We start from the raw sequence: 23,840 nt of genomic DNA on the forward strand, positions 1-23,840 counted from the left end.
AGGTTCTCGAAAGCGTGGAACATCGGGGGAATCGCAGTGTACCATTCGCCAGTCTTGATGGACTGGTTCGTCTTGCCGCTACGCTGGCTTGCATTCGCGTTATGCGAGGCAAGCATCAGGAACTTTTCGGAATACTTGTCCTGGTCTTCGGAAGGGACGATATCGCCGTTACCCGCCATGTTGGACTGACCGTAGGCAATATAAATGTGGAAATTGGGGTTCGGTGCCGCATTGGCAAGCGTCGCAAGCATCAAAAGCCCGCCAATAAGCCACAGCGCCGGGGTAAGCAATTCCGAAAACTTTTTGATATCCATAACACACTCCTTTTACTGTTCTAAAATTATCCTAAAAAAACGGCAAAATTTCGCTAAATTCGCCAAAAACTATGGACAAATAGTCAACGGGAGATAAAGAAAACGTAACGAAAAACCCGCTTTTCAGCGGGTTCTTATTCAGCGTTGGATTTCGAATTACTCTATTTTGTCACCTGGAGGCGCATAACGCGGCCATTCGCAGATTTCGCCAAATAGACGCCACCACGCTTTACAAGGCTTGCCGTATTGACGCGGAGTTCCTGAGCTCCTGCCGCACGGACAGCACCCATGTAGCTGCCATTCAGGTCAAAGATGCGGTAATTTTCGGCCTCGGTCGACAATTTCACGCGAGAACCCGAAAGCATGATTTCGCCACCAATCGGTTCGGGGTCGGTCGCATCCTTGCCCTTTACGAAGGTGAAGTAATCCACGTCCATCCAGGAACCCATCACGGTGAAGCGGAGGATATGTTCACCCGCCGGGAGCGTTACGTTCGCAGAGACCTTGTTGTAGTCGTCATAGTTGTCTTCGCCTTCGTTCTTCGGTACAGAAATCGTCTCGGTAATCGCTTCACCGTCCAGGGACATCTGGAAGCCCGAAGTCTCATTGGCAGATGCCACCGCGGCAAAGAAGGTGTAGTCACCCGCTTCCTTCACATTCACGGTGTATTCCAGCCATTCGCCTTCCTGGTTGTAGCCAACGATGTATCCGGTCGCCTTCTTGTAGATGTCGACACCCGTACCTTCGCGGTAGCTTGTGCCGCCTTCACCGGCGCCATGGTCGTCAGCGTCATTTTCGTTGTAAGTCTTATTTTCCTTGCCGGTTCCCGGAATGTCGAAGTTTTCGGCTTCGATCTTGCCCGGAAGTTCCACGGCCTTGCCGCCGAACGGTTCTCGCGGAGTCTTGACCACGTCGCCGATTTCGCCCACGAGCGTCACGATACAGTCCTTGTTCGTTGCACCCGATTCCATAGTGATGGTCACGGAGCCGTTCTTCACATCCACAAAGCCTTCGTCCTTTGCATTCTTCGCTTCGCTCGTGGTGTACATGTGGAAGCTTTCAAGCTTCGATACGCCCGGCACGTTCACCGTCACGGTTTTAGCCGAGCCGTAGTCGCGGTTCACGAGTACCACAATAACGGAGTCGCCATTTGCACTCTTGTAGGCAGAAGCAAACAGGTTCGACTCAGGCTTGGCCGTTGCGCCCACACGGACTGCTCCCGGACGCACAAAGCGCGCGAACTGAGAAAGCACATAGCCTCGCTTAGAAATCTTGCCGATTTCGTTCTGCGGAATCTGGATCTTGTTGCCAAAATCCTTTTCCATAATCAGGCCGTAGCAACGGCGGATGTACCACCAGGTGTACTGATTGAAATTGCCCACCACCATGGCGCGGTGGATTTCGTAACCCACGTCCATGGCACGAACGGTATCAAGCTTATTTACATTCGCCTGGTCACCTGTTCTCATCACCACGCGCCAGTAGTTTCCGCTACCGTCGCTTTCAGTGTAGTGTTCCGTCATCCAGCGTTCCACATTCTTCTGGTCGGCAAGGGGATACTGGAAGAAGTTATCTCCCGTATTGGCCTCACTTGCATAAAAGTGCGCACCGAGAATGTCCCAGTTCTTGAGGGCACTGGCATCGTTCAGCACCTTGTCATACAGACTTTTCTGATAAGCAAACGACTCGGTTGAAATCACCTTGGCGCCGTTCTTGCGCATTTTGTCGGCATAGCCCTTGGTGAAGTTGTAGATTTCGTCAGCGGTCCAGCAAGCCCATTCATGGCACCAGTCCGGTTCGTTACTGATGGAAATTGCATACAGAGGAACGCCCTGGTTCTTCATGTAATCGTTAAAGCTGTTTAGGTGATCCACGTACTTCTGGTAGTTCGAAGAAGCCATGTGCTGGTTTGCACCCGCATAAGGCGATGTCCACGGAGTTGCATACAAAATAAAGTCATCACCGGCATACTTCTTGGCATACTTTGCGGCCTGAACTTCCTTGTTGAAATCATTGGAACTCGCATACACCGGAATACGAAGCGTATTCAGGCCGAGCGTTCCATCCCCCGTACCGAAAGCGATTTTTGCGTCGGCTTCGGAAAGGCCTCCACCGCCCTGCCACTGGTTATGCACCATGCCGCCAAAGCCTCGGATGACCTGGTGTTCTTCACCAAGATCCACATTGACCGTCGAAGCGGCCGCCATACTCCAGAGTCCCGCCACACCAAAGACGAAACCCACACGCTTTGCAATCTCTTGGATTGTCATTTTTTGCTCCTTTTTTGCGCGAACCCTTCCTTTAGAACCATCCCTTGCTCCAAAAATCAGGCACTCACCGCGCTTTCCCAAGGAAAGGCACCCCCGTTCGGGGGTGTCCTCCTGGTTGGATGTGTTTATGGGAAACTTACCGTATCACACGCACCTTTGAAACCATTCCGTTTTTGCAGTTACGAATCAGGCTCAATCCATGAACCTTTTCGGAACCCTTGATAGACCCACTCTGCCAAAGGTGGCTTGCTTCGTCCATGTTGCGGGCCGTGAAGTGGGCAATCTTCTTGCCGCTCAGGTCAAACACATCGAAGCTCGAAGTCGCTTCTGTCGCAAGCTTTACCTTGTTGTTAATGAACATCGGCTCGGTATCTTCGGCGTCCTTGCCTGCCACAAAGTTGATGTAGTCGATATCCATCCAGTCACCGGTCACGGTAAAGCGGAGAATGTGTTCACCGGCCGGAAGCGTCACATTGGCCTTGACCTTGTTGTAGTCGTCATAGTTCTCTTCGCCGGAACTCGCCTGCGGAACAGCAATTTCTTCGGTAATGTCATCGCCGTCGATAGAGAGCTTGAAGCTCGAAGTCGCATTGGCAGAGGCAACAGCCGCATACATCGTGTAGTCGCCAGCAGCAGCCACATTTACCGTGTATTCGAGCCATTCGCCAGCCTGGTTGTAGCCAATCACGTAGCCGGTAGCCTTCTTGTAGATGTCTACACCCGTACCTTCGCGGTAACTCTTGCCCCCATTGCTTTCGGCGCCATGGTCGTCAGTATCGTTGTCGCTGTAAGAATCATTGCCAGCACCGTAACCCGGTTCATCGAAGTTTTCCATCTCGATTTTGCCCGGAATAGCCCAGGCCGTGCCACCAAATGCAGTCTGCGGTTCCGGTTCGCGCTTGGTGCCCTGGAATTCCCATTCGAGAATACCCATGGTAGAATCCTTAGAGCCCTTGAACACGAAGAACAGTTCGTCCACGACGCCGGTAAGGCCGCTCATGGCGCAGTCGTTATCGGTGTAGTTGTTCCAGCCACTGGTCTTTGCAAGTTCGCATGTACCAGCAAGCGTGCCACTCACGGAACCCTTGCGGATTTCAATCTTGTTGCCGTCGCCCACGTTCGCAGCCTTCACGCGGAGGTTCTCGGCGCCGTTGCCGAAGTCCACGCCAGAGACGCGAATCCACGATTCCTTGGTGGCGAGCGGAGTCAGCACATGCTTCACGGCCTGACCGCGAGTCCAGTCGGTACGGCTACGTACATTGCGCTGCTTGGAACTCGTAAGCGCCTTGTATGTCCTGTACGGATCAAAATTCTTAATCTGCTTCGGGCCCGGATTGGTAAACGTAAGCTTGTTCATCTTGTCGCCATTCCAGGTGAGTTCGTCAATAGAGACGCTTCTATGGTTACCCGGTTCCGGATCCTTCACGCAGCCTTCCTTGGCGCTACAGGAAATCGGATGTTCCGAGGCGGAAACCAAACGGCGGTCATGATAGACGGCATACCACTTGCCCTTGAATTCAGCAAAGCCCTGATGGTTGTTGCCACCGTGGCCTCCTGCATCGGGGACCTGCCAAATCGCAGGGATTACTTCGCCCACATAGGTGTAAGGTCCAGTAATGCTTGTAGACATGCTATAGTCAATCACCTGGGAACTATTGTTGAAGCTCAAATAGTAATTGCTACCCTTCTTGTGCAGGTAGGGAGCCTCGAAGGAGTTCGGAGCCTGGATTCGCTTGAGGGTATTCTTGTCAACGGTAACCTTGCCATTGTTATCGGAGAACTGCACAATATCAAAGTTATTTCCGTACGGTCTCTTGTCGTTCTTTCCACCGCCAAAGATGATGTACCCCTTGCCGTCGTCATCGATAAAGATACCCGGGTCAAAGCAGTTCGCGATATCATCGCATCCGCCAAGCACGCTAGAACCCCAGTGACTTGCAATCTTGTTGACACCATGGTTTTCGGCAATGGGGTCCTTGTAAGGACCATCAATGCTGTTGGAGGTAATCATGCCCACGCCACCAGCGCCATCCGGATAAACGATGTAAACCTTGCCGTCCTTCACAGCGATGCCAGAAGCCCATGTATTGCCGACATAGTCAAACTCACGTTTTCTCTCGAAAATCAGGCCATGGTCGGTCCAGTTCTTCATGTCCTCGGAAGTAAAGGCATAAAGACCGATAATGTCATAGTTGAACGGGTCGGAACTGACGCACATGTCATCAGTGTCAGTCAAAATGTAGAACGTATCGCCATCAGATGCCGCCGACGGGTCGGCCAGATAATGATATGTTGAAATCGGGTTGTCGGCAAGGCCAAATACAGCAAGACCCGCAACAAGGCACGCCGCCTTCTTTAGGCTAAAACTTTTCCACACCTTTTTGCAATCCATAAATCACTCCTGAGAAGGCAAAATACTCCACGCCTTCAATCTAAAGATATTCTGAAAAAAGAGCCTTTTCACACCATTCTCCATAGATTCCATTGACTATTTGTCCATAACGGCATGAGGTGCAAAATGCCGAAAATAACGAAAAAACCGGACTTTTGCCCGGTTTTTCAAGATTATTTTTCAGGGGAACTTACTCTAGGTCCTTGACGCCGTAGATAGTGACATCGTCGAGCCACATTTCGTACGGGGAGCCATTCGTAACGCCACCGCCAAAGAAGTTCAGGTTCGTCACATGGTCCTTGACGGCATCCCAGCCGATGTTTCCACCGTTTCTGGTGGAATCGGTTTCAAGCAAGTCATCAGGCGTGATCACATAACGCTGCCATACGGTATCCAGTTCCATATGGACCCAAGCCTTGCCATTTTCGTAACCGTACTTTTCAAGGCTTGCGCTGTCCAGCTGCACATCGAACGAGAGACTAATCCACTGAGCGGAATCGCCCTTGGCAGAACGCGCCCAGAACACGACGGAGTCGAGATCGCTGAAGTCCTTCAGTCCGCCAAGCGAACGACCCATCAGGGCCCAGTTGTAGTTCGAGTCGTTGGAGTACTCGAAGTGAGCCACCAGGCCTTCGCGGTCAAGGACGTCTTCATCGACACCCAGCTTGGCCTCTGCATACCTAGACACATTGGTGTACCAGCCGTAGGTGCTGTCTTCGAAGTCCTCGAACAGGACCACCGGATAAACTGGCGTCGTATCCTTCGGTATCGTATCCTTCTCGATGACAATCGGCTTCTGTCCAATCACCACGTTCCTGGATTCCGTACCAGAAGAGACGTTCGTCCTGCGGGTGCCAAGCGACATGTAGACACTGGATGTCGAGGGATCCCCGTTCAAGTCGAGTGACTTGTAGGTGTGGAACACGAAGCCCACCACGCTGAAGGAGCCTACAGGAACGTTCTTGAATTCAAAGTTGCCCGCCGTATCGGTCTTGACAAAGTAATCAAGACCTTCGATACCGACAGTCACCGACACCTCGTTTTCGGGCAGGTACACCTGACCGGAAATGGAGCCGGGATTGGTCATCTTGATGGAGACGGAGTCCATCGAGGAATCGGTCACCACGACTCGCGTAATTCCCTTACCCAGTTCTTCACGGGCTTCGATCGTGTAGTTGCCTGGCTTAAGCCTCGGAAGGTTCAACATGCCCAGGCTGTCCGTTTCCACATTCAAGATTCCCGAAGCAGAATCCTCTTCGACAACAGGGGAATCAAAATCATCATAATCGTCGCTCAAGACCAGGTTGTTCGCGCCAGCCAAAAAATCCGAGGGACGAACAAAAACCTTGGTACGGGCAGCAGGAGAGCCATCACTCTTCTGCACCGCAAGCACGACAGCAATCGAGTTCTCCGTTTCAAACGAAGAACCAGCGACATCGTTTGTCTTCCCGTCGCCGCTCGTGCATGCCGCGATGATTCCACCCATCGCAGCCAAACCTATATGCCACACCCACTTCTTCATTTGGACTCCCTTTTGTCGCCCTCCACAGAATCAACGGTACGGACTCCGCCCTTGCGCGCGATCGGGTAAAAAGCCATCGAAAGCTGCATCACCCGGTCCGAGTTCTTGGCACTGTCCACCCTCTTTTGGACAAGCCGCCTGAATTCCCTAAGCATATCGCCCAAGTCGTCGAAGCAGGACTGGTCCACGGACAATGTAAGAGTAGAAATATTTCTTTCGTCCACGGGGATGTTATCCAGCGCATTGCTTGCCAACGAGAGCACTTCTTTTTGGAAGTGGCGCACGGCCTGTTTCTTTTCGGGGCCACCCACAGTCAAGTGAGCATCCGTCAGCGCCAGTTTACCCGACGCCATTTTCTTCACCAGGCCCACTTCGAGCAAGGTGTCAATCGCTTCTTTTGCCTGTTCCTCGGTAATCGGGGGACAGATATCGCGCGAAATCTGCTTGACATTCACCACGCCACCGTTCAGTTCCAGGTAGGCGCGCACGGCGGGAATCCACCAGTTTTCAAGCAGCTTGAGCTCGGCGGCCTGCAAGCTATGGCGGTCCACGTCCCTAAGATCGAGGGCCTTGGCCATGAGTTCTTCACGCTTGTTCTTGTCTTTGGTGACAGCGGCGGAAAACAGCAAGTCAAAGTATTCGGCCTCGCGACCGGACAGATTCAGGATTTCCTTTGCGGCAGGGAGCGCATGAGCCGGAAGGTGCTGCTTCTTCTGCAGCACGCGGTAAAGGTAGCTGGAATCCAACCCCAGCTTGTCACCCATCATACGGTACGAGTAGAAAGGCATCTCAGCCTTCCTGCGGTCGTAGTACTCCTTCAAGAAGTCGCGGTAATCCGATATGTCAGAAAACGTTACCATAATTTTTTACCCGTATATTTACATAAATAAAATAGACTTTGCTGGTAAAAAAACATATACCTAGTGTGAATTTCGCATGGATGTTTTATCCAAGCGGATTGTGACGCAAGTCACAGAGAGGCGTGAGGTGTGGGGTGAGGAATGAGAGGGAAGCAGCCCATTTGGCCTGTATGCAGCCCCATTTCGCAGAAAAAAACTCACAATTTGCAAATGAGTAGCAAATCTTGCGAAATTTTACTATATTTTGCGAACGATTCGCAAATTAAGCCGGTGCAGGATGCATCGCGCCCTCTCCAAATGACGAAAATTTGCGAAAATCGAGGAAAAATGGAATACAAGACGCAAACAAGGCAAAAAATCATGGACTACATGGCCGAAAATCCCGACCGGATTTTCAAGGCGTCCGAAATTGCCAAAAGTTTGCCCGAAGTTTCACTGAGTACTATATATAGGAACCTGTCCCGTATGGAAAAGGCGGGAATCGTGCAAATTGTCGGGGCCGACGACAACAACGAGTTGCGCTACCGCTACACGGGCCCAGGCCAATGCGAAGAAAAGATGCACCTCGTATGCAAGGATTGCGGCAAGTTCTTTCACCTGGAAGGCCCCGCCCTCAAGGTGTTGCAGCTTTCGGTGCAACGCAGCGGTTTTGAACTGGACCAGCAACAATCCGTGTTGCTCGGCCGCTGCTCCGGTTGTTCGCAACGGAGGCGTCATGGTTAAGGCACTCTTTGACAAGCTGCTCGTCGTCTTGGCTTCACTCTACGTCGCGAGGCACTTGGAACACCACTGCCACGGCGAACACTGCCACGTGTGCCACCACATCCACCGCTGCCTGGAACTGATTTCAGTCTGCATGGAACTGGTAGTGGCACCTTTCGAACTTGCGTTACGGTTTTTCTATTTCAAATTAGTTTGCTTTAAGGCAGCTGTCGCGCCGTCGACAACTCTCGTATCGCAAAAAGTCCTGCTACTGAATTGATTGGCGCACTGGGCACGACAAGTGCCACGGAGAATAAAGCATCGATTCAAATTTTGGCCCGATTGGGCAAAGGACTTATTATGAAGAAATTTGCAGCATTTGCAATGTTTGTTTTGGCGACGGCGCTAACGTTAGTCGCTTGCAGCGCGGAATCGAACGAAAAAGCCCCCGCACAAAAGAAAGTTTCTATTGTCGCGACTATCTATCCGCAGTACGATTGGCTGAAGAACGTCCTCGGAGACCGTCTGGACGCCGTGAACCTGAAACTGCTTATCAAGAACGGTACCGACTTGCACAGCTATAAGCCCTCGGCACAGGATATCGCAGCGATTGCAAGCGCCGACATGGTGGTGTTCGTAGGTGGCGAATCGGATGAATGGATCGAGAAAGCGCTGAAAGCAACGCCGAAGGATGGCCGCGTACAAGTGAACCTGATGGAAGCTTTGGGCGACCGCGTCAAGGAAGAAGAAGTCGTGGAAGGCATGCAGGCCGAAGAGGAACACCACCATGAACACGGTGAAGAAGCCGAAGAGCACGAACATGAGCACCACGAACATGCCGAAGAACATGAGCACGAGCATCACGAGCATGCCGAGGCGCCTGAAAACGACGAACACATTTGGCTCTCGCTGAAGAACGCGGAACTGCTGGTGATGAACCTTGCCGATGCCCTCTCGAAAGTAGACACGGCGCACGCTACGGAATACCACATGAATGCGGGCCTTTACATCGCAAAGATTAGCGCACTGGATGCTCAATACCGTGCAGCAACAGACAGCGCTTCGTTAAAGACAATCCTCTTTGGTGACCGTTTTCCGTTTCGCTATCTGGTGGATGATTACGGCATTAAGTATTTTGCCGCGTTTGTTGGCTGTTCCGCCGAAAGCGAAGCGAGTTTCGAGACGGTAGCCTTCTTGGCCGGCAAGATGGATTCGCTCGCGCTCCCCGCGATTTTCACGATTGACGGAAGCAACGGGAAGATTGCCCGCGCGATTCTTGACGCCAGCAAGAAGTCGAAGGAAACGCCGGTTCTTACGCTGAATTCGATGCAGTCGGTGACGGATGCGCAGATGCAATCCGGCACAGACTATCTGAGCATCATGCAGTCGAACCTGGAAGTGCTGAAGAAAGCAATTAAATAATTGTTTAAGTAGAAAGGAGATGCCCGACTAAATCGGGCATGACAAGCTGAAAGGGTGACGAGTAGTGAGCGATAAAAAATTAAAAATTGAGAATGAATAATGAATAGTGAAGATATACAGAAAAAAAATCTAAGCCAAAATTCTCAAAGGGAGCCCTGGAGCGAAAGCGATAGGGCGACCGAGCTCACTGCCCATACCTCGTTGCTCAAGTGTCGCCAGTTGACTCTCGGATACGGGAGCAAGGACCTGGTACGCGATTTGGACTACGACATAAACGCAGGTGACTACCTGTGCATCGTGGGCCGCAACGGTTCCGGAAAGACGACTTTCTTGAGGGGAATCGCGGGACTCTTGAAGCCGAAATCGGGAGTCATCGAACTTTGCGACGGTTTAAGCAGAAATCAAATCGGCTACCTGCCGCAGATGACGATCGTGCAGAAAGATTTTCCGGCCTCGGTGGAAGAAATCGTACTGTCGGCATTCCAAGGAAAGCACCGCTTGTTGCCCTTCTACAGAAAGGCGCACCGGGATCGCGCCATGGAATGCATGGCGCTAACCCGTACCGAAAGCCTTGCAAAATCTTGCTTCCGCGAGCTTTCGGGGGGCCAAAAGCAGCGCGTGCTTTTAGCGAGGGCCCTGTGCGCCGCCGAGCGCCTGCTGCTTCTCGACGAACCGGTGACCGGCCTCGATCCGGAATCTACAGAAACTATGTACCGCATCATCGAAGAGCTGCATCAGAAGGGAATGACCGTCGTCATGGTCACTCACGATGTAGACACTGCCCTTGACGATGCCACCCGCGTGCTGGACTTCAACAAAATTTCAACTAAGGAAAAATAAAAAGGTTCATGCCGCAACTTCCTCAAACCTCATACCTCAAAGCGCTGTAAGCGCGACCCCAAACCTTTATGCCCGAGCTTATCGAAAAACTTTCGTTCTATCTAGATTTCCCTTTCGTTCGCTATGCGATTATCGTGGGCGTTCTCGTATCGCTCTGTTCGTCGCTGTTGGGCGTTACCCTGGTACTCAAGCGTTATTCCTACATCGGTGACGGCCTTTCGCATGTCGCCTTCGGCGCGCTCTCTATTGCAGCCGTACTCAAGATTACGAACAACATGCTGCTTATCTTGCCGGTGACGGTCGCTGTGGCAGTACTCCTGTTGTGTACAGGAAAGAACGCGCGAATCAAAGGCGATGCCGCCATTGCCATGGTTTCGGTCGGAGCCCTTGCCATCGGTTATCTATTGATGAACGTTTTCTCGACTTCGGCGAATATTTCGGGTGACGTTTGCACGACGCTTTTCGGTTCCACTTCTATTCTGACGCTTCGGGTAGAAGAAGTCTACCTGTGCGTTGCACTCTCGATTGCAGTCCTCGTCGTATTCATTCTTTTCTACCACAAGATTTTTGCCATCACTTTCGATGAAAACTTTGCGCAGGCGACCGGCGTCAACACGACGATTTTCAATTTGCTGATCGCTGTCATCGTGGCCGTCATCATCGTTCTTGCCATGAACCTGGTGGGCGCCCTCCTGGTGTCGGCCTTGGTGGTTTTCCCGTCGCTTTCGGCCATGCGCGTTTTCAAGAGTTTCTTCGCGGTAACAGTTGCATCGGCCATCATCTCGGTCGTGTGCTCGCTTATCGGAATCGTCGTCGCAATCCTTGCAGGCACTCCCGTAGGTTCCACCATCGTGGCGGCAGATATTGTGGCATTCGGCCTCTTCTATTCCATCAGCCTGATTCAAGGCAGAGGTGCTTAAGTTGTTCAAAGTAGTTCTTGCAGTTCTGCTTGCCTTTGCGGCCTTGTTTGCAAAGGAACCCGGCGGTAAAGAGAAATACGACATTGACATTTCCCGCATGAGCGGGACCATGGTCTATGGGCAAGTTTACCAAATGGTCATGTACCCAAGCAAGTATCTCGGAAAGCATATCAAGATGAAGGGTATCTTTTCGAGCTATTACGACGAACAACTGGAGCGGCGTTTTTACGGTTGCGTCATTCAAGACGCTCTCGCCTGTTGTTCGCAGGGGCTCGCCTTTGAACTTGCAAAACCGCGCGAATTTCCCAAGGAATACCCCGCCGAAGGGGACGTGATTACGATTACAGGCGACTTCGATTTTGAAAGCGATGAAGGGGGCGGTGGTTTCCCCATCATCCGCAATGCTGAAATGCAGACCGAAAAATAAATTCGTTATTTTAATTATTGGATTTTTTAGTGAAGTTCTTGAAGACCATAATCGTCGCTTTCGTGGTAGCGGGCCTACTCTCTATTGCCCAGCACCATCACGATGACTTTGACGAGCATGACGATTGCCCGGTCTGTGCGCTAGTACAGAATGGTCTCGACGCGGCAAGCGACACCGCCGATGTCGCCGTATTTTTGGTGGTTATCTGCGAACTAGTAAGTGAAACTCGCATTTTCAGAACAAACCCGCGTTTTCACTTTTCAAGACCGCGCGCCCCTCCCGCTCTCTCGACATAGTCTATTAAAACTTTAACCGCAACATCCTGCTTTTTGCCTTGCGAAAAATCGCCAGGTGTTTTGGAGTATTGTCCGCATTTTTTACGTGCGTTCCGCATGTCTTTCGCGGACAGGCATGTTGCATCCTAAAACAGTCCGCTATGATGGACAAATTAAAACAGAGAGAAAAATGAAATTTTCCAAGACCATTTCCTTCGCCTTTTTCGGCGTTATCCTTAGTGTATTCTTTGCCGCCTGCGGCGACAGCAACAGCGCCTCTACCGACCAGCACGAACATTTTGAAGTTGAAGGTTGGAACCTTTACTGGCCCGACTACACCCTTGCTTACAGCGTATTCCGCGGCAAGGTCGATTCCGAGCACAAGGAACTTCGCGTCAATGCGAATTGCCTGAGCGAACACATCAACATCAAGTTCCTGAATGACGAAGAAAAAGAAGTCTCGGGCCCCAAGGACGACGAGCATTCCCTCGGCTGGACCGTGGGTGACGAAAAGATCCTCGACATTGAATGGGAAGGCGGCTGGGGATTCCACCTGAAGGGTGTCAAGGAAGGCGAAACGACCTTGATTCTCAAGGTAAATCATCACGACCATGCAGACGCCCGCACGCCCGAAATCAAGGTCATCGTTGACGAGGCTCTGGATGAACACGATTGCCCGTTCCAGGAAGAGGGCGAGGAACACGAGCACGAACATGAAGATTAGCCTCATTAGGGCTGCCATGGGAAGCCTCCTTCTGGGAGGCTTCCTTCACTCTTCTTTTGCTCAAAATACAGAACAGAATTCAGCCCAAGATTTTGTACAGGATTTAGGAAGTTCGGTAGTGCAGGCGGAAAGCCCCGCGCATGCGATTTTAGAAGGCCTCCGCGAAGATGACGATTTAAAAGGCGACAAACTCGAACGCGCTATCTCTACAACTATTGCCGAAACCATCAAAAACGAGCCCGACGTAGCAATCCGTTCCATGGGCCCTGCGGCCGCACGCCCCGTTATCAAGGGACTTTCAGGGAGCCATGTCGAATTGACCGAAGACGGTTCATTTTGTGGAGACATGAGCGCCACCTCGCCCGATCATGCCGTCGCATCGGAAGTTTTAACCGCACACCGATTGCGAGTATTGCGCGGGCCGCATATTTTGGCGCATTCATTTTCAGCTGCAGGCGGAGTGATTCAAGTCGAACGCAAGGACATTCCCTTTGACGATTCATCTTCTGACGGAGCGCCTTTTCACGGCTATGTCGCGGGGTATTCCGAAAGCGCACAGCCGGGGTACGCAACGGCCGTGGGGGCTAATGCCTCGACGGCGGGAATTTCACTTAAAGGAGAACTTTCGGCTCGCCGCATGGGCGACATGGAAACGCCCGACGGCACACTCGAAAACACGAACATTCAAAATGGAAGCGGGGCCGTAGGCGCCGCGTACGCCTTGGGGCGTTTCCGCTTCGGAGCCTCTTACCGCTGGTTCAATAGCGACTACGGAATTCCCGGCGGTTTCATTGGCGGGCACCCGAACGGTGTCGACATTGAATTATGGAAACGCGACTTGACACTGCGCGGCTTTTACTTGCCGGCCAATGACGTCCGCGACACGCTCGATGTCACACTTCGCATCAACCGCTATCATCATAAGGAATTTGAAGGAGAGAAGGGGGCGGTGGGAGCCGAGTTTGCTGTCAATCAGGAGAACTTGCGCTTAGAAAAACTCCTGGCAAGTTTCGGTCCCCTTTTCGGAATTCGCCTGGGCGCAGAATTGGAACGCCGATGGATTGAAATGGGTGGCTACGTGTTCACGCCACCGACTCGGTCGTATGCGGGTTCCGCATTTGCAGTCGTCAGCATGAGTGGGTGGCGTGGGCTTGAAATTACGATAGCTACGCGACTCGGCGGAGCGATCTTTCGCCCGCATGAAAGCGTGGTGGCCGACAAAGACGCCATCGAAGACCGCAACTTTGCATTATGGGCGTTTGACGCAGAATTCTCGCAGCGCGTCGGTGTGGGCAAATTCTTGACGCTGGATTTATTCAGGACCACACGGGCGCCCACCATCGAAGAATTATACAACCAAGGGCCGCATCTCGCCGCTTACACCTACGAGCGTGGCAACCACAAGCTGGACGCCGAAAGCGGCTACGGCAGCGAACTGGAATATCGCTCTTACGACGATTTATTCACCTGGCGCGCGACCGCTCACGCCACCTATTTCTTGAACTATCTCGCGCCCCGCGCTACAGGAGACACCAACTGGTCGCAGCTGCTCCCCATCTATCAAGTCAGCGGAGACGAGGCATTCCTTTTTGGCGGGAGCACCTCCGTCGAAACCGCGGCAGAACGCGGCATACACGCGACAGCCTCCGCAAGCTACGTACGCGGCATGTACCGCAACGCAAATAGTTCAAGCCGCAGCGAATCCAAAAACAAGTGGAGCGACATGCCGCAAATTCCGCCGCTTAAATTCCACGGCGAACTCGCCTACCTCTGGGAACATGTACGCACAGGCGCACACACCGACATGGCCCTCGCCCAGCACAAGGTCGACCGATACGAAGAACGCACCCCAGGCTACATCACCTTCGGCCTGTCAACTGAAATCCGCTGGGAACTCGCAATCGCCCGCTACAGCCTCGCTTTCCGCGCCGACAACCTATTCGACGCCGACATCCGTAATCACCTTTCTCGCCTAAAATCAGTCATGCCCGAGAAGGGCCGCAATTTTAGCGCACTCGCAAAAATCGAATGGTAGAATTTCAAACAAATTTACCCAAACCTCAAAGGAGAACTATGAAAAAGAACAAGAAACCCGTCATCCTCATTACCGGATACCTGGGCTCCGGCAAGACCACCCTCTTGAACAACATTCTCAAACAGGAAAAACGAAAAGTCGCCCTTATCGTCAACGACATGGGCAGCATCAATGTTGATGCCGAAATCCTCAAGAAGAACGGCTCGAACGTGGCCGAATGCCCGATGTTCGAACTGCAGAATGGCTGCATCTGCTGCACCCTCCGCGACGAATTCATCGAGCAAGTCGAAAAGATTTCTAACCTAGACTCCATCGAAGTCGTATTCGTCGAGGCCTCCGGCATCAGTGATCCCGGCGCCGTCAGCGCAAGCTTTTTGGCCTACGAAGAAGACAACCCCGACACAAACGTCTACCTGACATCCATCGTGACTGTCGTCGATGCAGACCGCATCTACCGAGAATTCCTCAGCGACTTGAAGCACAAAAAAGAACAGCGGGACGCCCTCGCCGATCAATACGATCTTTCGCAAGAAGAAATTTCCACCCTGATTGTAGACCAAATCGAATTCTGCAACTTTATCGTCTTGAACAAGTGCGACTTGCTCAGCGAAGACCAACTCAAGGAAGTCGAATCCATCGTGCGAGATTTCCAGCCCCGCGCACCGATTATCCATTCAGTAAACGGCGACATCGACATCGAAAAAATCCTTACAACAAAACCTTTCAACTACGGCCAAATCGAATCGTCCTCGGCCATTCAAAAAGCCACCGCAAGCCTGTTGCAGTCAGGACGCCGACGCGACAGCTGCGTAGACGAATACGGGATTTCATCCTTCGTTTTCGAAACCAGGCAACCGTTCAACAGGACCCGCTTCATGGACTTCGTCAACAACCGCTACCCCGCCGAACTCATCCGTTCCAAGGGCTACATCTGGTTCTCGGACGCCAGCAGGGACGTTCAACTGTTCGAACAGGCCGGCCGGAATTCTTCGGTCATGCCCGTTTCGTATTGGATAGACGCCCTGCGCGAAGACCAAAAGCAAGCCTACCTCGCCGATAATCCCGAAGTCCGGGAAAACTGGGATTCCCGCTACGGCGACCGCGAAAACCAGGTCGTCTTTATCGGCAAGGGCTACAACAAGGATTCTATCCGAATGGAACTCGAAAAATGCCTTGACTAGCCGCACGTTCTTTTTCTATATTTATGCATAAAATTAAATAAATGCATAAAATGTAAAAGACGGCGGTTCGTGCCATGGATAAAAAAATGACTCTACGCGAGGCTTTTGAAAGCAAAATGATGCTGCTGGACGGCGGCATGGGTTCTGTCATTCAGACTTACGGCATCAAGGGCGCGAACAACGACATGCTCTCCATCGAGAAGCCGGAAATCATTCTCGATATCCAGCGCCGCTACGTGGATGCGGGCGTGGACTGTCTGACGACGAATACGTTCTCGAGCCAACGCGTGAGCCAGCACGAATACCACCAGGAACACCGCATTGCCGAAATGAACCGCGCCGCGGTGAAGATTGCGAAGCAGGCGGCGGCAGAGGCCATGGAAAAGTACGGCCGCCAGGTGTACATCCTCGGCGACGTGGGCCCCACGAGCAAGATGCTTTCGATGAGCGAAGACGTGAACGACCCCGCGAGCCGTAGCATTACTTTCGACGAGCTGGAAGATGCCTACCTGGAACAGATTCAGGTGCTGGTGGAAGAAGGCGTCGATGCGATTCTGATTGAAACGATTTTTGATACACTGAATGCGAAAGCCGCCGCAAGTGCATTTACCAAGGTGATGGAAAAACGCGCTGCCGACGCCGGCGACAAAGCCGCAGACCTCAAGCCTGTCGAAGTCATGTTCTCCATGACGGTGAGCGACGCCTCGGGCCGTACACTTTCGGGCCAGACGGTGGAAGCTTTCGCCGTGAGCGTGATGCACATGCACCCGCTTTCGATTGGCCTGAACTGCGGTCTCGGTGCCGACGGCATGGTGCCGTACCTGCGCCGCATGGGCAAGGTTGCGCCCTGCTACATTAGCTGTCATCCGAATGCGGGACTCCCAAACCAGTTCGGCGGTTACGACGACACGCCCGAAGACATGGTGCGGCTCATGGGCGTTTACCTGGACGACAAACTGGTGAACATGATTGGCGGTTGCTGCGGTACCACACCGGAACACATCGCCGCCATGCGCAAGATGCTCGACGCCCTGCCAGCCGATTACGAACGCCGCAAGCCCGCGCCAAAGTACGCCACGAGCCCGCTACTCCGCCTCGCAGGGCTCGAGCCGCTGTTCAAGGAACAGGTGCGCCCGAGCAACGGCGCCGACAGCTGCAACGCCGAAGATTTTGTGAAGGTGGGCGAACGCTGCAACGTGGCGGGCTCCAAGAAGTTCCTCCGCCTCATCAACGAAAAGAATTACGAAGAAGCTCTCGACATCGCACGCAAGCAGGTCGAAGACGGTGCCGACGTAATCGACGTGAACATGGACGACGGTCTCTTGGACGCTACCGCCGAAATGCAGACCTTCTTGAACCTGCTCGCATCGGACCCGGCCATCAGCCGCGTGCCCATCATGGTGGACTCTTCCCGTTTCGAAGTCATCGAAGCGGGCCTCAAGTGCGCCCAGGGCAAGTGCATCGTGAATTCCATCTCCCTCAAGATGGGCGAACAGGCATTTATCGATCACGCGCGCACCATCAAGCGCCTCGGCGGTGCGGTCATCGTGATGCTCTTCGACGAAGAAGGCCAGGCCACCAACTACGAGCGCCGCGTACAGATCGCCGCCCGCGCTTACGACATCATGGTGAAGAAGCTCGGCTTCGACCCCTCGGACATCATTTACGACCCGAACGTTTTGACTGTCGCTACGGGCATGGCGGAACACAACGCTTACGCCATTGACTTTATCCGTGCGGTCCGCTGGATTATGGACAACCTGCCCGGCGTGCGCATCTCGGGCGGTCTTTCGAACCTTTCGTTCGCCTTCCGCGGCAATAACTACCTGCGCGAAGCGATGCACACCACGTTCCTTCACTACGCGATTCCAAACGGCATGGGCATGGCCATCATGAACCCCAGCGCGATTATCGAATACAAGACGATTCCGCTGGAACTCCGCATGGCCATTACCGAAGTCATCTACAACACGGAACCGGATGCAAGCGAAGCGCTCATCGAAATTGCAAGCCGCATGACCGCAGCCGCCGCGGCCGCCAAGGAAGCGGGCACCAAGTACGACCCGAAGGCAATTTTTGCCATGAGCACAGGCGCAAGCTCTTCTGACGACAACGCCAGCGCTGCCGCCGAAGCAAAGCCTACCACGCCCGAAGAACGTTTGCAAGAAGCCTTGCTCAAGGGAACTTCCACCTCTCTTCAGCCCGACCTGATGGAACTCATCAACCGTGGCGATAGCCCGGTGGGAATCATTTCCGGCCCGCTTATGGACGGCATGAACGAAGTCGGCCGCCGCTTCGGTGAAGGCAAGATGTTCTTGCCGCAGGTGGTAAAGACCGCACGCACCATGAAGAAGGCAGTGGAAATTTTGCAGCCCTACATCGAGGCGGGCAAAGACGCGAACGCTTCGAGCCGCGGCAAAATCGTGATTGCGACCGTGAAGGGCGACGTGCACGATATCGGCAAGAATATTGTCTCCGTGATTATGGCCTGTAACGGCTACGAGATGGTGGACCTCGGCGTGATGGTTCCCGAAGACGTTATCGTGAAGGCGGTCATCGAGAACAAGGCCGACATTCTGAGCCTTTCCGGACTGATTACGCCCTCGCTCGAAGAAATGTGCACTGTCGCGAAGGCCATGCAAGATGCAGGCCAGCGCATTCCGATTATCGTCGGAGGCGCAACGACCTCGCCCACGCACACGGCCGTAAAGATTGCCCCGTGCTACGACGGCCCCGTATTCCACGTGCGCGATGCCGCCAGCAACCCGGGCCTCGCCCAGAAACTTTTGGATCCGGCAACTAGCGAACAAACCATTCGCGAAAACCGAGAAGAACAGCAGCGCATCCGCGACAAGCAAAACGGCATCCAGACCGAGGCCGCAAGCGCCATGGCCGCAGCCGAAAAGACTCCGGAAGAACGCCGCTACCAATGCGACTGGAGCAAGTACCAGCCCGTGGAGCCTCCGTTCATGGGCGAAAGCAAACTCCCGCCCATCACGCTGGAAAAAGTTATCCCGCTTATCAGCTGGGAATACTTCTTCTTCACTTGGAAAATCAAGCCCGAAGAGGAAGAAGCCAAGAAGCTCAAGGCCGATGCCGAAGCGCTCATCAAGAGTCTCACAAAACCCGAATATGCACTGCGTGCCGTGCAGGCGTTCTACCCTGCAGCCGGTACGGAAAGCACTATCAAGTTCAACACGGGCCGTACCGGCACCGACTCCGACCTTGTCGAAGTCGCCACGGCACGCCAGCAGAACCCCGAAGGCACCTGCCTCGCCCTCTGCGACTACGTCGCTCCTGCGAATGCGAATACCGCAAGCATCTTCGCCGCTCCCGCCGGTAAGGATGTATTCCGCGACATCGTGGGCGCCTTCGCCGTCACCGTGAGCGACGCCTTCGTGAAGCGCCTCGAAAAGTTCAAGGCCGAACAGGGCGGCAGCGACTACGACGTTCTTTTGATGCAGACTGTCGCCGACCGCCTCGCCGAAGCGGGCGCCGAATACTTGAGCCAGGAACTCGCCCGCACCAACAGCTGGAAGGGCATCCGCCCGGCCGTCGGCTACCCCGTGCTTCCAAATATCAAGGAAATCTTCAATATCGCGAAACTCATCGACTTCGGTAGCGTGGGCATCAGCCTCACCGAAAACGGCGCCATGTACCCGCAAGCCTCCGTGAGCGGCCTCTACATCAGCCACCCTGAAGTGGATTATTTTCACGTAAAGACTTAAAAAACGCCATTTTTGAGGTGTTTCCAAAAAATTTGAATTTTTTTAAATTTTTCTATTGCTTTTTTGAAAAGTTTTGCTTATATTTGGTAACATGAACAATGTTTCCAAAATTATTGCATCAATAAACGAAAATGTTTTTATGTATTTCGATTACCGGGAATACATAAATAATGTTTTGGAAACATTGCAAAAAAGCGGTCTTTCGTTGCGCGCCATTCAAGAAAACGCAGGTCTATCTGGCTCCGCTTTCTTTAGCCGTATTCTCGACGGCAGCCGCCCACTTTCTGTAGTCAACGCAAAGACTCTCGCCAAAGCTTGGGCCATGAACGATGACGAAACCGAATATTTCCTAGACATGGTAAAATTCGGCAACGAACGCAATGTGGACAGCCGCGAAATATTTCTCAAAAAACTGCTCGCCGCAAGGAGACACAACAAGGAATTCGCCCTGCAAGATTCCACGCTCAAGTTCTTCTCAAAGTGGTATTACCCCGTCCTTCGCGACCTCCTGCCGCTAATTCCCGCAGGAACTTCCGCCGAACGCATCGGTCGCATGTTCACCCCCACGCTCCGCGCCCCACAAGTACAGAGCGGCATAGATTACCTGACCGAGGCCGGGTTCATCACCACCACCGAAGACGGAAAGTTCGTCGTGACGAGTCCAATCATTTCGACTCCACCTCGCGTACGTTCCACCATTCTACGCAAGTATCACCTCAAGAATCTTGAGATTAACGCCGAAGTCTACGACAGCTTCACCAGCGATGACCGAAGCATCACCAGCGTCACCTGCAGCCTTTCCAAAGAAAGCTTTGAAAAGGTTCGCGAAGAAATCGCCACCCTCCGCGAAAAGATCCTCGCCATAGCCCGCGAAGAAAAATCGCCCGACCGCGTATGCCATGTAGGGTTTCAACTAGTGCCCCGAGCAAAGGAGGACAAATAATGCAGAGCATCAGCAAGAATTCTCCTAACGCAGCGGCTACCCAGTCTTTATCGATGAAAATTGGGGATGGATTGGGTTGGACGTGGGTAGTCGTCTGCGCTTTTGCAGCAATGATCGTCGCCGGTTGCTCCGACAGCGCAAGTAACGACATTGCAAACGGCACCGGCAGCAATGCAGGCGAAACCGAACTTGCCACAATCGCTTTCGTCAAGGCCGACGGTACCCCACTCGCCCGCGCCATCGCACGCACCTGGAGCATGTCAGAAAAATCCATGGACCTCGTATCGGTCGACACGCTCGACGAAAACGGCCAAGTTCCTATTGACACCTCCTTAAGCGGCCTACATCTTGTTGAGGCTCGCTCCGGAGACACCCTATCAGCGATGAGCTGGATAAACTTCGACGATTCAACATCGCAAACATCCCTCGTCGCAAGTGCCAGTACATCGCTGAAGGGCAACATTACACAAAACGGAAACTCTATCAAGGGCGCCACCGTCAAAATTCTCGACAAGGCCGTCACTACCGACAGCAACGGAAACTTCGAAGTCTCGGGCATTCCCGAAGGTCAACATTTCGCCTTCGTTGAAGATGTTCACGGGACCCGCGCATTCCAGGTTCAGGCCATGGCAGACAGCACCGTAGACGCTGACAATGTCATTGACCTGGACGCAGCGCCTTTCATTCTGGTAGATAATTTCGAACAATGGGAAACCCATCGTTCCCTTCTCGGTCGCACATTCGGAGAAGGTTGGTGGTTCGTCCTCACCGATTCCACGCTGGGCGGCGGAAGCAAGCTTCTCAACGAGCCCGGCCTGGAAAACCTTTTCGAAAAGGACCCGGACAAGGGATACGTGATGCACCTGCTGTACGACTTGGATGAGGAAACCGACGGACGTTTCGGCGTAGCGGGATTCGCCCTGGGCGACGACTACGAGAACCACAAGAACTTCGCTTTCTTCGACCTGAGCGAAGCCACCTCCATCTCTTTTGACGCCAAGGGATCCGGCGAACTGTTCCTGCAACTTACCCTACGCGACAGCACCGGCGAAAAGGTGTTCGCCATGTCCGCGCCAATCGAACTGGACAGCGAATGGAAGCGCTATACCATTACCACCGAAGAATTGGACACGGACTTGACCGCCATTAATTCTATAAACTTTGTAGTTGAAAACGATGCTGAATTTTACCTTGACGATATTAAGATAGAAGGAATTTCACCCGGCATGTGGCCGGAACTCGGAAAGAATTTCTAGCGAATTTTTAACAAACTAAAATAGGAGTGTGTTATGAAACTTCTCAAGAGCTCGGCGTGGATCGCCGCAGCGGTTTGCGCGGCTACTATCGCCACAAACGCATCCGCCACCATCTTGCCCAAGCGAGTGGGCCCCGTAAGCCAATACGGAGCGCTACAGGCCGCCAAGAACACTGCAGGCGAAGGCCGCATCTACGGCAGCGTAGACGGCGTTGTCGACGGCAAGGAAGTCCAGCTGCGCGGCATGAGCCTTTCGTGGAGCCAGCACTGGCCCTGGGGCGTAAGCTTTTACGGCAACACCTACATCGACACGCTGGTGGGCGGCTGGAATGTGGAACTCGTGCGTAGCGCCATGGGCGCCGTAGCGCCGTGGGGGCAGGGCATATACATGACCCGCCCGGAATACTACGAAGCAAAAATGGACACGGTCGTGCAGGCCGCCATTGAAAACGACATCTACGTGCTCATTGACTGGCACAGCGAAGGTGGCTACTACAACTGCATCCACAAGGGTGTCAAGCCCCAATTCGAATTCAACGACAACAAGCTCTGCTTTACTGCCAAGGACGCCGCCGAATTCTTCGAGCGCATGGCCATTCGCTACGGCAAGTACCCGCATGTCATCTTCGAGATCTACAACGAGCCCGTGAGCGAATCTTGGGACGACCTGAAGGCTTACGCCGACACCGTCACTGCGGCCATCCGCAAGCATTCCGACAACCTGGTTATCATCGGTACGCCGGTTTGGTCTTCCATGGCAGGTGACGCCGTCAACAATCCGGTGAACGACAAGAACATCGCCTACACCTACCACTTCTACGCCAACATGCACAAGACATCGGAACACACCGCAAGTTCCAACAGGGCGATGGCCGCGGGCCTGAGCGTGTTCGTCACCGAATGGGGTGGCATTCAGGATATTTTCACCAATGCCGACAACAAGACTCAGCTTGAGGCATTCTTGCAGTGGACCAACGAAAAGAAACTTTCCACCGCCATGTGGAACGTAGAACGCCCCTTCCTCGGCACCGATCCGGTGGCCGACTACACCCGTGCAAACATCTTGCCACAGAAGACCACCTACACCAAGCGACTGAAATGGGAAAACGAAATTACGGACAACCTTCCGAACCTGGTGACCTACAGCGACCTGAGCGAAATCAAGGGATCCTGGAAAATTTTCGCCGATACGGTGGAAGCCGACGCTGACGGAAACTACGGCACATCTAGCGTCAAGGACAACTCCTCCGATGGCATCGGCAAGATGGACGAAATCGTTCTCGACCCGAACAGCCCCTTCAGCTACTCCCCCTACGCAAAGGCGGACTACGTTCTAGACGGCACCACGGACTTTTCCAAGTGCAAAATGCTCCAGTACACCTACAAGGGATCCAACCACGAACTCACGCTGTACTACGACTGGAACGAATCCACCGAAGCCTTCGGCAGCGGCGTCTGGGATTTCCCTTACATCGCAATGCCGCTCACCATGGATTGGGAAACCGTCAACATCGACATGGGCTGGATGGTCAATAACGGGTGGCAGAGCGACATCCCCGGAACACCCGTACTCGATCTCGTGAGAGCAATCCGTTTCAATGTCATCGACACCGCTTTCAGCAGCTCGCTCTGGATCAAGGACATCAAGTGCGTCGGCAGCGTCGAAGGCTACACGCCGGTAAAGATTCCCGACGGCACGGACGCCATCGGTACACGGCTTGCTAAAGCCGCGAAAACGAACTTCAGCGTCATGGTACAGGGTCAAAATATTTCCGTTACGGGTATTCCGCAACATAGCCGCTACGCACTTCTGAACATGCTCGGTCAGGCAATCGCCACGGGTTCCGCAAATGGTCAACTGAACCTTACCGTTCCGCAGGCAGGCCGCTACATTCTCCGCATTGGCGCAACGAGCAAGACCATCAGCATCAAGTAGAACTTCCCTAATACACCACAATCCCATAATCCAAAGGTGGGGTGCCCATTACGGGTGACCCACCTTTTCAACGCAAAAGCCCAAAAACTCCACA

The 23,840-nt window shown here is 53.2% G+C and carries 18 protein-coding genes and 1 pseudogene; 14 read left to right on the forward strand and 5 right to left on the reverse strand.

What is annotated here, in order from left to right; genetic code table 11:
- From ACKI61_RS00680 to ACKI61_RS00700, 5 genes and pseudogenes are all read right to left on the reverse strand, one after another.
- Positions 1 to 314: pseudogene (locus ACKI61_RS00680) on the reverse strand (carbohydrate-binding protein); the annotation flags it as partial.
- Positions 315 to 475: 161 nt separating this feature from the next.
- Positions 476 to 2,584, reverse strand: a complete 2,109-nt coding sequence (locus ACKI61_RS00685) for a carbohydrate-binding protein (protein WP_407455901.1) — start codon at positions 2,582 to 2,584, stop codon at positions 476 to 478.
- Positions 2,585 to 2,720: 136 nt separating this feature from the next.
- On the reverse strand, positions 2,721 to 4,976 hold the full coding sequence (locus ACKI61_RS00690) for a carbohydrate-binding protein (RefSeq protein ID WP_407455902.1): 2,256 nt from the start codon (positions 4,974 to 4,976) through the stop codon (positions 2,721 to 2,723).
- A 190-nt stretch (positions 4,977 to 5,166) separates the two neighbouring features.
- A complete protein-coding gene (locus tag ACKI61_RS00695; protein ID WP_407455903.1) occupies positions 5,167 to 6,498 on the reverse strand; it encodes a carboxypeptidase-like regulatory domain-containing protein in 1,332 nt (443 codons plus the stop codon).
- On the reverse strand, positions 6,495 to 7,358 hold the full coding sequence (locus tag ACKI61_RS00700) for a DUF4423 domain-containing protein (protein ID WP_407455904.1): 864 nt from the start codon (positions 7,356 to 7,358) through the stop codon (positions 6,495 to 6,497). The genes ACKI61_RS00695 and ACKI61_RS00700 overlap by 4 nt, the downstream gene beginning before the upstream one ends.
- Positions 7,359 to 7,568: 210 nt before the next feature.
- Between ACKI61_RS00700 and ACKI61_RS00705 the strand changes: the two genes are divergently transcribed.
- The 14 genes from ACKI61_RS00705 (at position 7,569) to ACKI61_RS00770 (ending at position 23,746) form a co-directional block, all read left to right on the forward strand.
- Entirely contained in the window at positions 7,569 to 8,081 is a 513-nt protein-coding gene (locus ACKI61_RS00705; RefSeq protein ID WP_407455905.1) for a Fur family transcriptional regulator, read from the forward strand.
- Positions 8,074 to 8,340 carry a hypothetical protein gene (locus tag ACKI61_RS00710; RefSeq protein ID WP_407455906.1) on the forward strand — a complete coding sequence of 89 codons (267 nt, stop codon included), beginning with the start codon at positions 8,074 to 8,076 and terminating at the stop codon, positions 8,338 to 8,340. Before ACKI61_RS00705 ends, ACKI61_RS00710 begins: the two co-directional genes overlap by 8 nt.
- Positions 8,341 to 8,420: 80 nt before the next feature.
- Positions 8,421 to 9,482: a metal ABC transporter substrate-binding protein gene (locus ACKI61_RS00715; RefSeq protein ID WP_407455907.1), complete on the forward strand. Its 1,062-nt coding sequence runs from the start codon at positions 8,421 to 8,423 to the stop codon at positions 9,480 to 9,482.
- Between the two features lie 99 nt (positions 9,483 to 9,581).
- Positions 9,582 to 10,322: a metal ABC transporter ATP-binding protein gene (locus ACKI61_RS00720; RefSeq protein ID WP_407450440.1), complete on the forward strand. Its 741-nt coding sequence runs from the start codon at positions 9,582 to 9,584 to the stop codon at positions 10,320 to 10,322.
- Positions 10,323 to 10,390: 68 nt separating this feature from the next.
- On the forward strand, positions 10,391 to 11,242 hold the full coding sequence (locus ACKI61_RS00725) for a metal ABC transporter permease (RefSeq protein ID WP_407450439.1): 852 nt from the start codon (positions 10,391 to 10,393) through the stop codon (positions 11,240 to 11,242).
- Positions 11,235 to 11,669 (forward strand): hypothetical protein, encoded by a 435-nt coding sequence (locus ACKI61_RS00730; RefSeq protein WP_407450438.1) that lies wholly within the window; start codon positions 11,235 to 11,237, stop codon positions 11,667 to 11,669. Before ACKI61_RS00725 ends, ACKI61_RS00730 begins: the two co-directional genes overlap by 8 nt.
- A 29-nt stretch (positions 11,670 to 11,698) precedes the next feature.
- The gene (locus ACKI61_RS00735; protein ID WP_407455908.1) at positions 11,699 to 11,965 is read left to right on the forward strand and encodes a DUF2946 family protein; all 267 of its coding nucleotides are present in this window, start codon (positions 11,699 to 11,701) and stop codon (positions 11,963 to 11,965) included.
- A gap of 169 nt (positions 11,966 to 12,134) precedes the next feature.
- Positions 12,135 to 12,668, forward strand: coding sequence for a hypothetical protein (locus ACKI61_RS00740; protein ID WP_298768766.1), 534 nt, complete (start codon positions 12,135 to 12,137; stop codon positions 12,666 to 12,668).
- Positions 12,607 to 14,703: a TonB-dependent receptor domain-containing protein gene (locus tag ACKI61_RS00745; protein WP_407455909.1), complete on the forward strand. Its 2,097-nt coding sequence runs from the start codon at positions 12,607 to 12,609 to the stop codon at positions 14,701 to 14,703. The genes ACKI61_RS00740 and ACKI61_RS00745 overlap by 62 nt, the downstream gene beginning before the upstream one ends.
- 38 nt (positions 14,704 to 14,741) lie before the next feature.
- Positions 14,742 to 15,884 carry a CobW family GTP-binding protein gene (locus ACKI61_RS00750; protein ID WP_407455910.1) on the forward strand — a complete coding sequence of 381 codons (1,143 nt, stop codon included), beginning with the start codon at positions 14,742 to 14,744 and terminating at the stop codon, positions 15,882 to 15,884.
- A gap of 74 nt (positions 15,885 to 15,958) precedes the next feature.
- Positions 15,959 to 19,612, forward strand: coding sequence for a methionine synthase (metH, locus tag ACKI61_RS00755; RefSeq protein ID WP_407455911.1), 3,654 nt, complete (start codon positions 15,959 to 15,961; stop codon positions 19,610 to 19,612).
- A 91-nt stretch (positions 19,613 to 19,703) separates the two neighbouring features.
- Positions 19,704 to 20,555 carry a TIGR02147 family protein gene (locus tag ACKI61_RS00760; protein ID WP_407455912.1) on the forward strand — a complete coding sequence of 284 codons (852 nt, stop codon included), beginning with the start codon at positions 19,704 to 19,706 and terminating at the stop codon, positions 20,553 to 20,555.
- The gene (locus ACKI61_RS00765) at positions 20,555 to 21,811 is read left to right on the forward strand and encodes a carboxypeptidase regulatory-like domain-containing protein (RefSeq protein ID WP_407455913.1); all 1,257 of its coding nucleotides are present in this window, start codon (positions 20,555 to 20,557) and stop codon (positions 21,809 to 21,811) included. The genes ACKI61_RS00760 and ACKI61_RS00765 overlap by 1 nt, the downstream gene beginning before the upstream one ends.
- A 33-nt stretch (positions 21,812 to 21,844) precedes the next feature.
- Positions 21,845 to 23,746, forward strand: coding sequence for a glycoside hydrolase family 5 protein (locus tag ACKI61_RS00770; protein ID WP_407455914.1), 1,902 nt, complete (start codon positions 21,845 to 21,847; stop codon positions 23,744 to 23,746).
- Positions 23,747 to 23,840: the final 94 nt, after the last annotated feature.

The sequence above is a fragment of the Fibrobacter sp. genome, assembly GCF_045601785.1.
Classification (GTDB): Bacteria; Fibrobacterota; Fibrobacteria; order Fibrobacterales; family Fibrobacteraceae; genus Fibrobacter.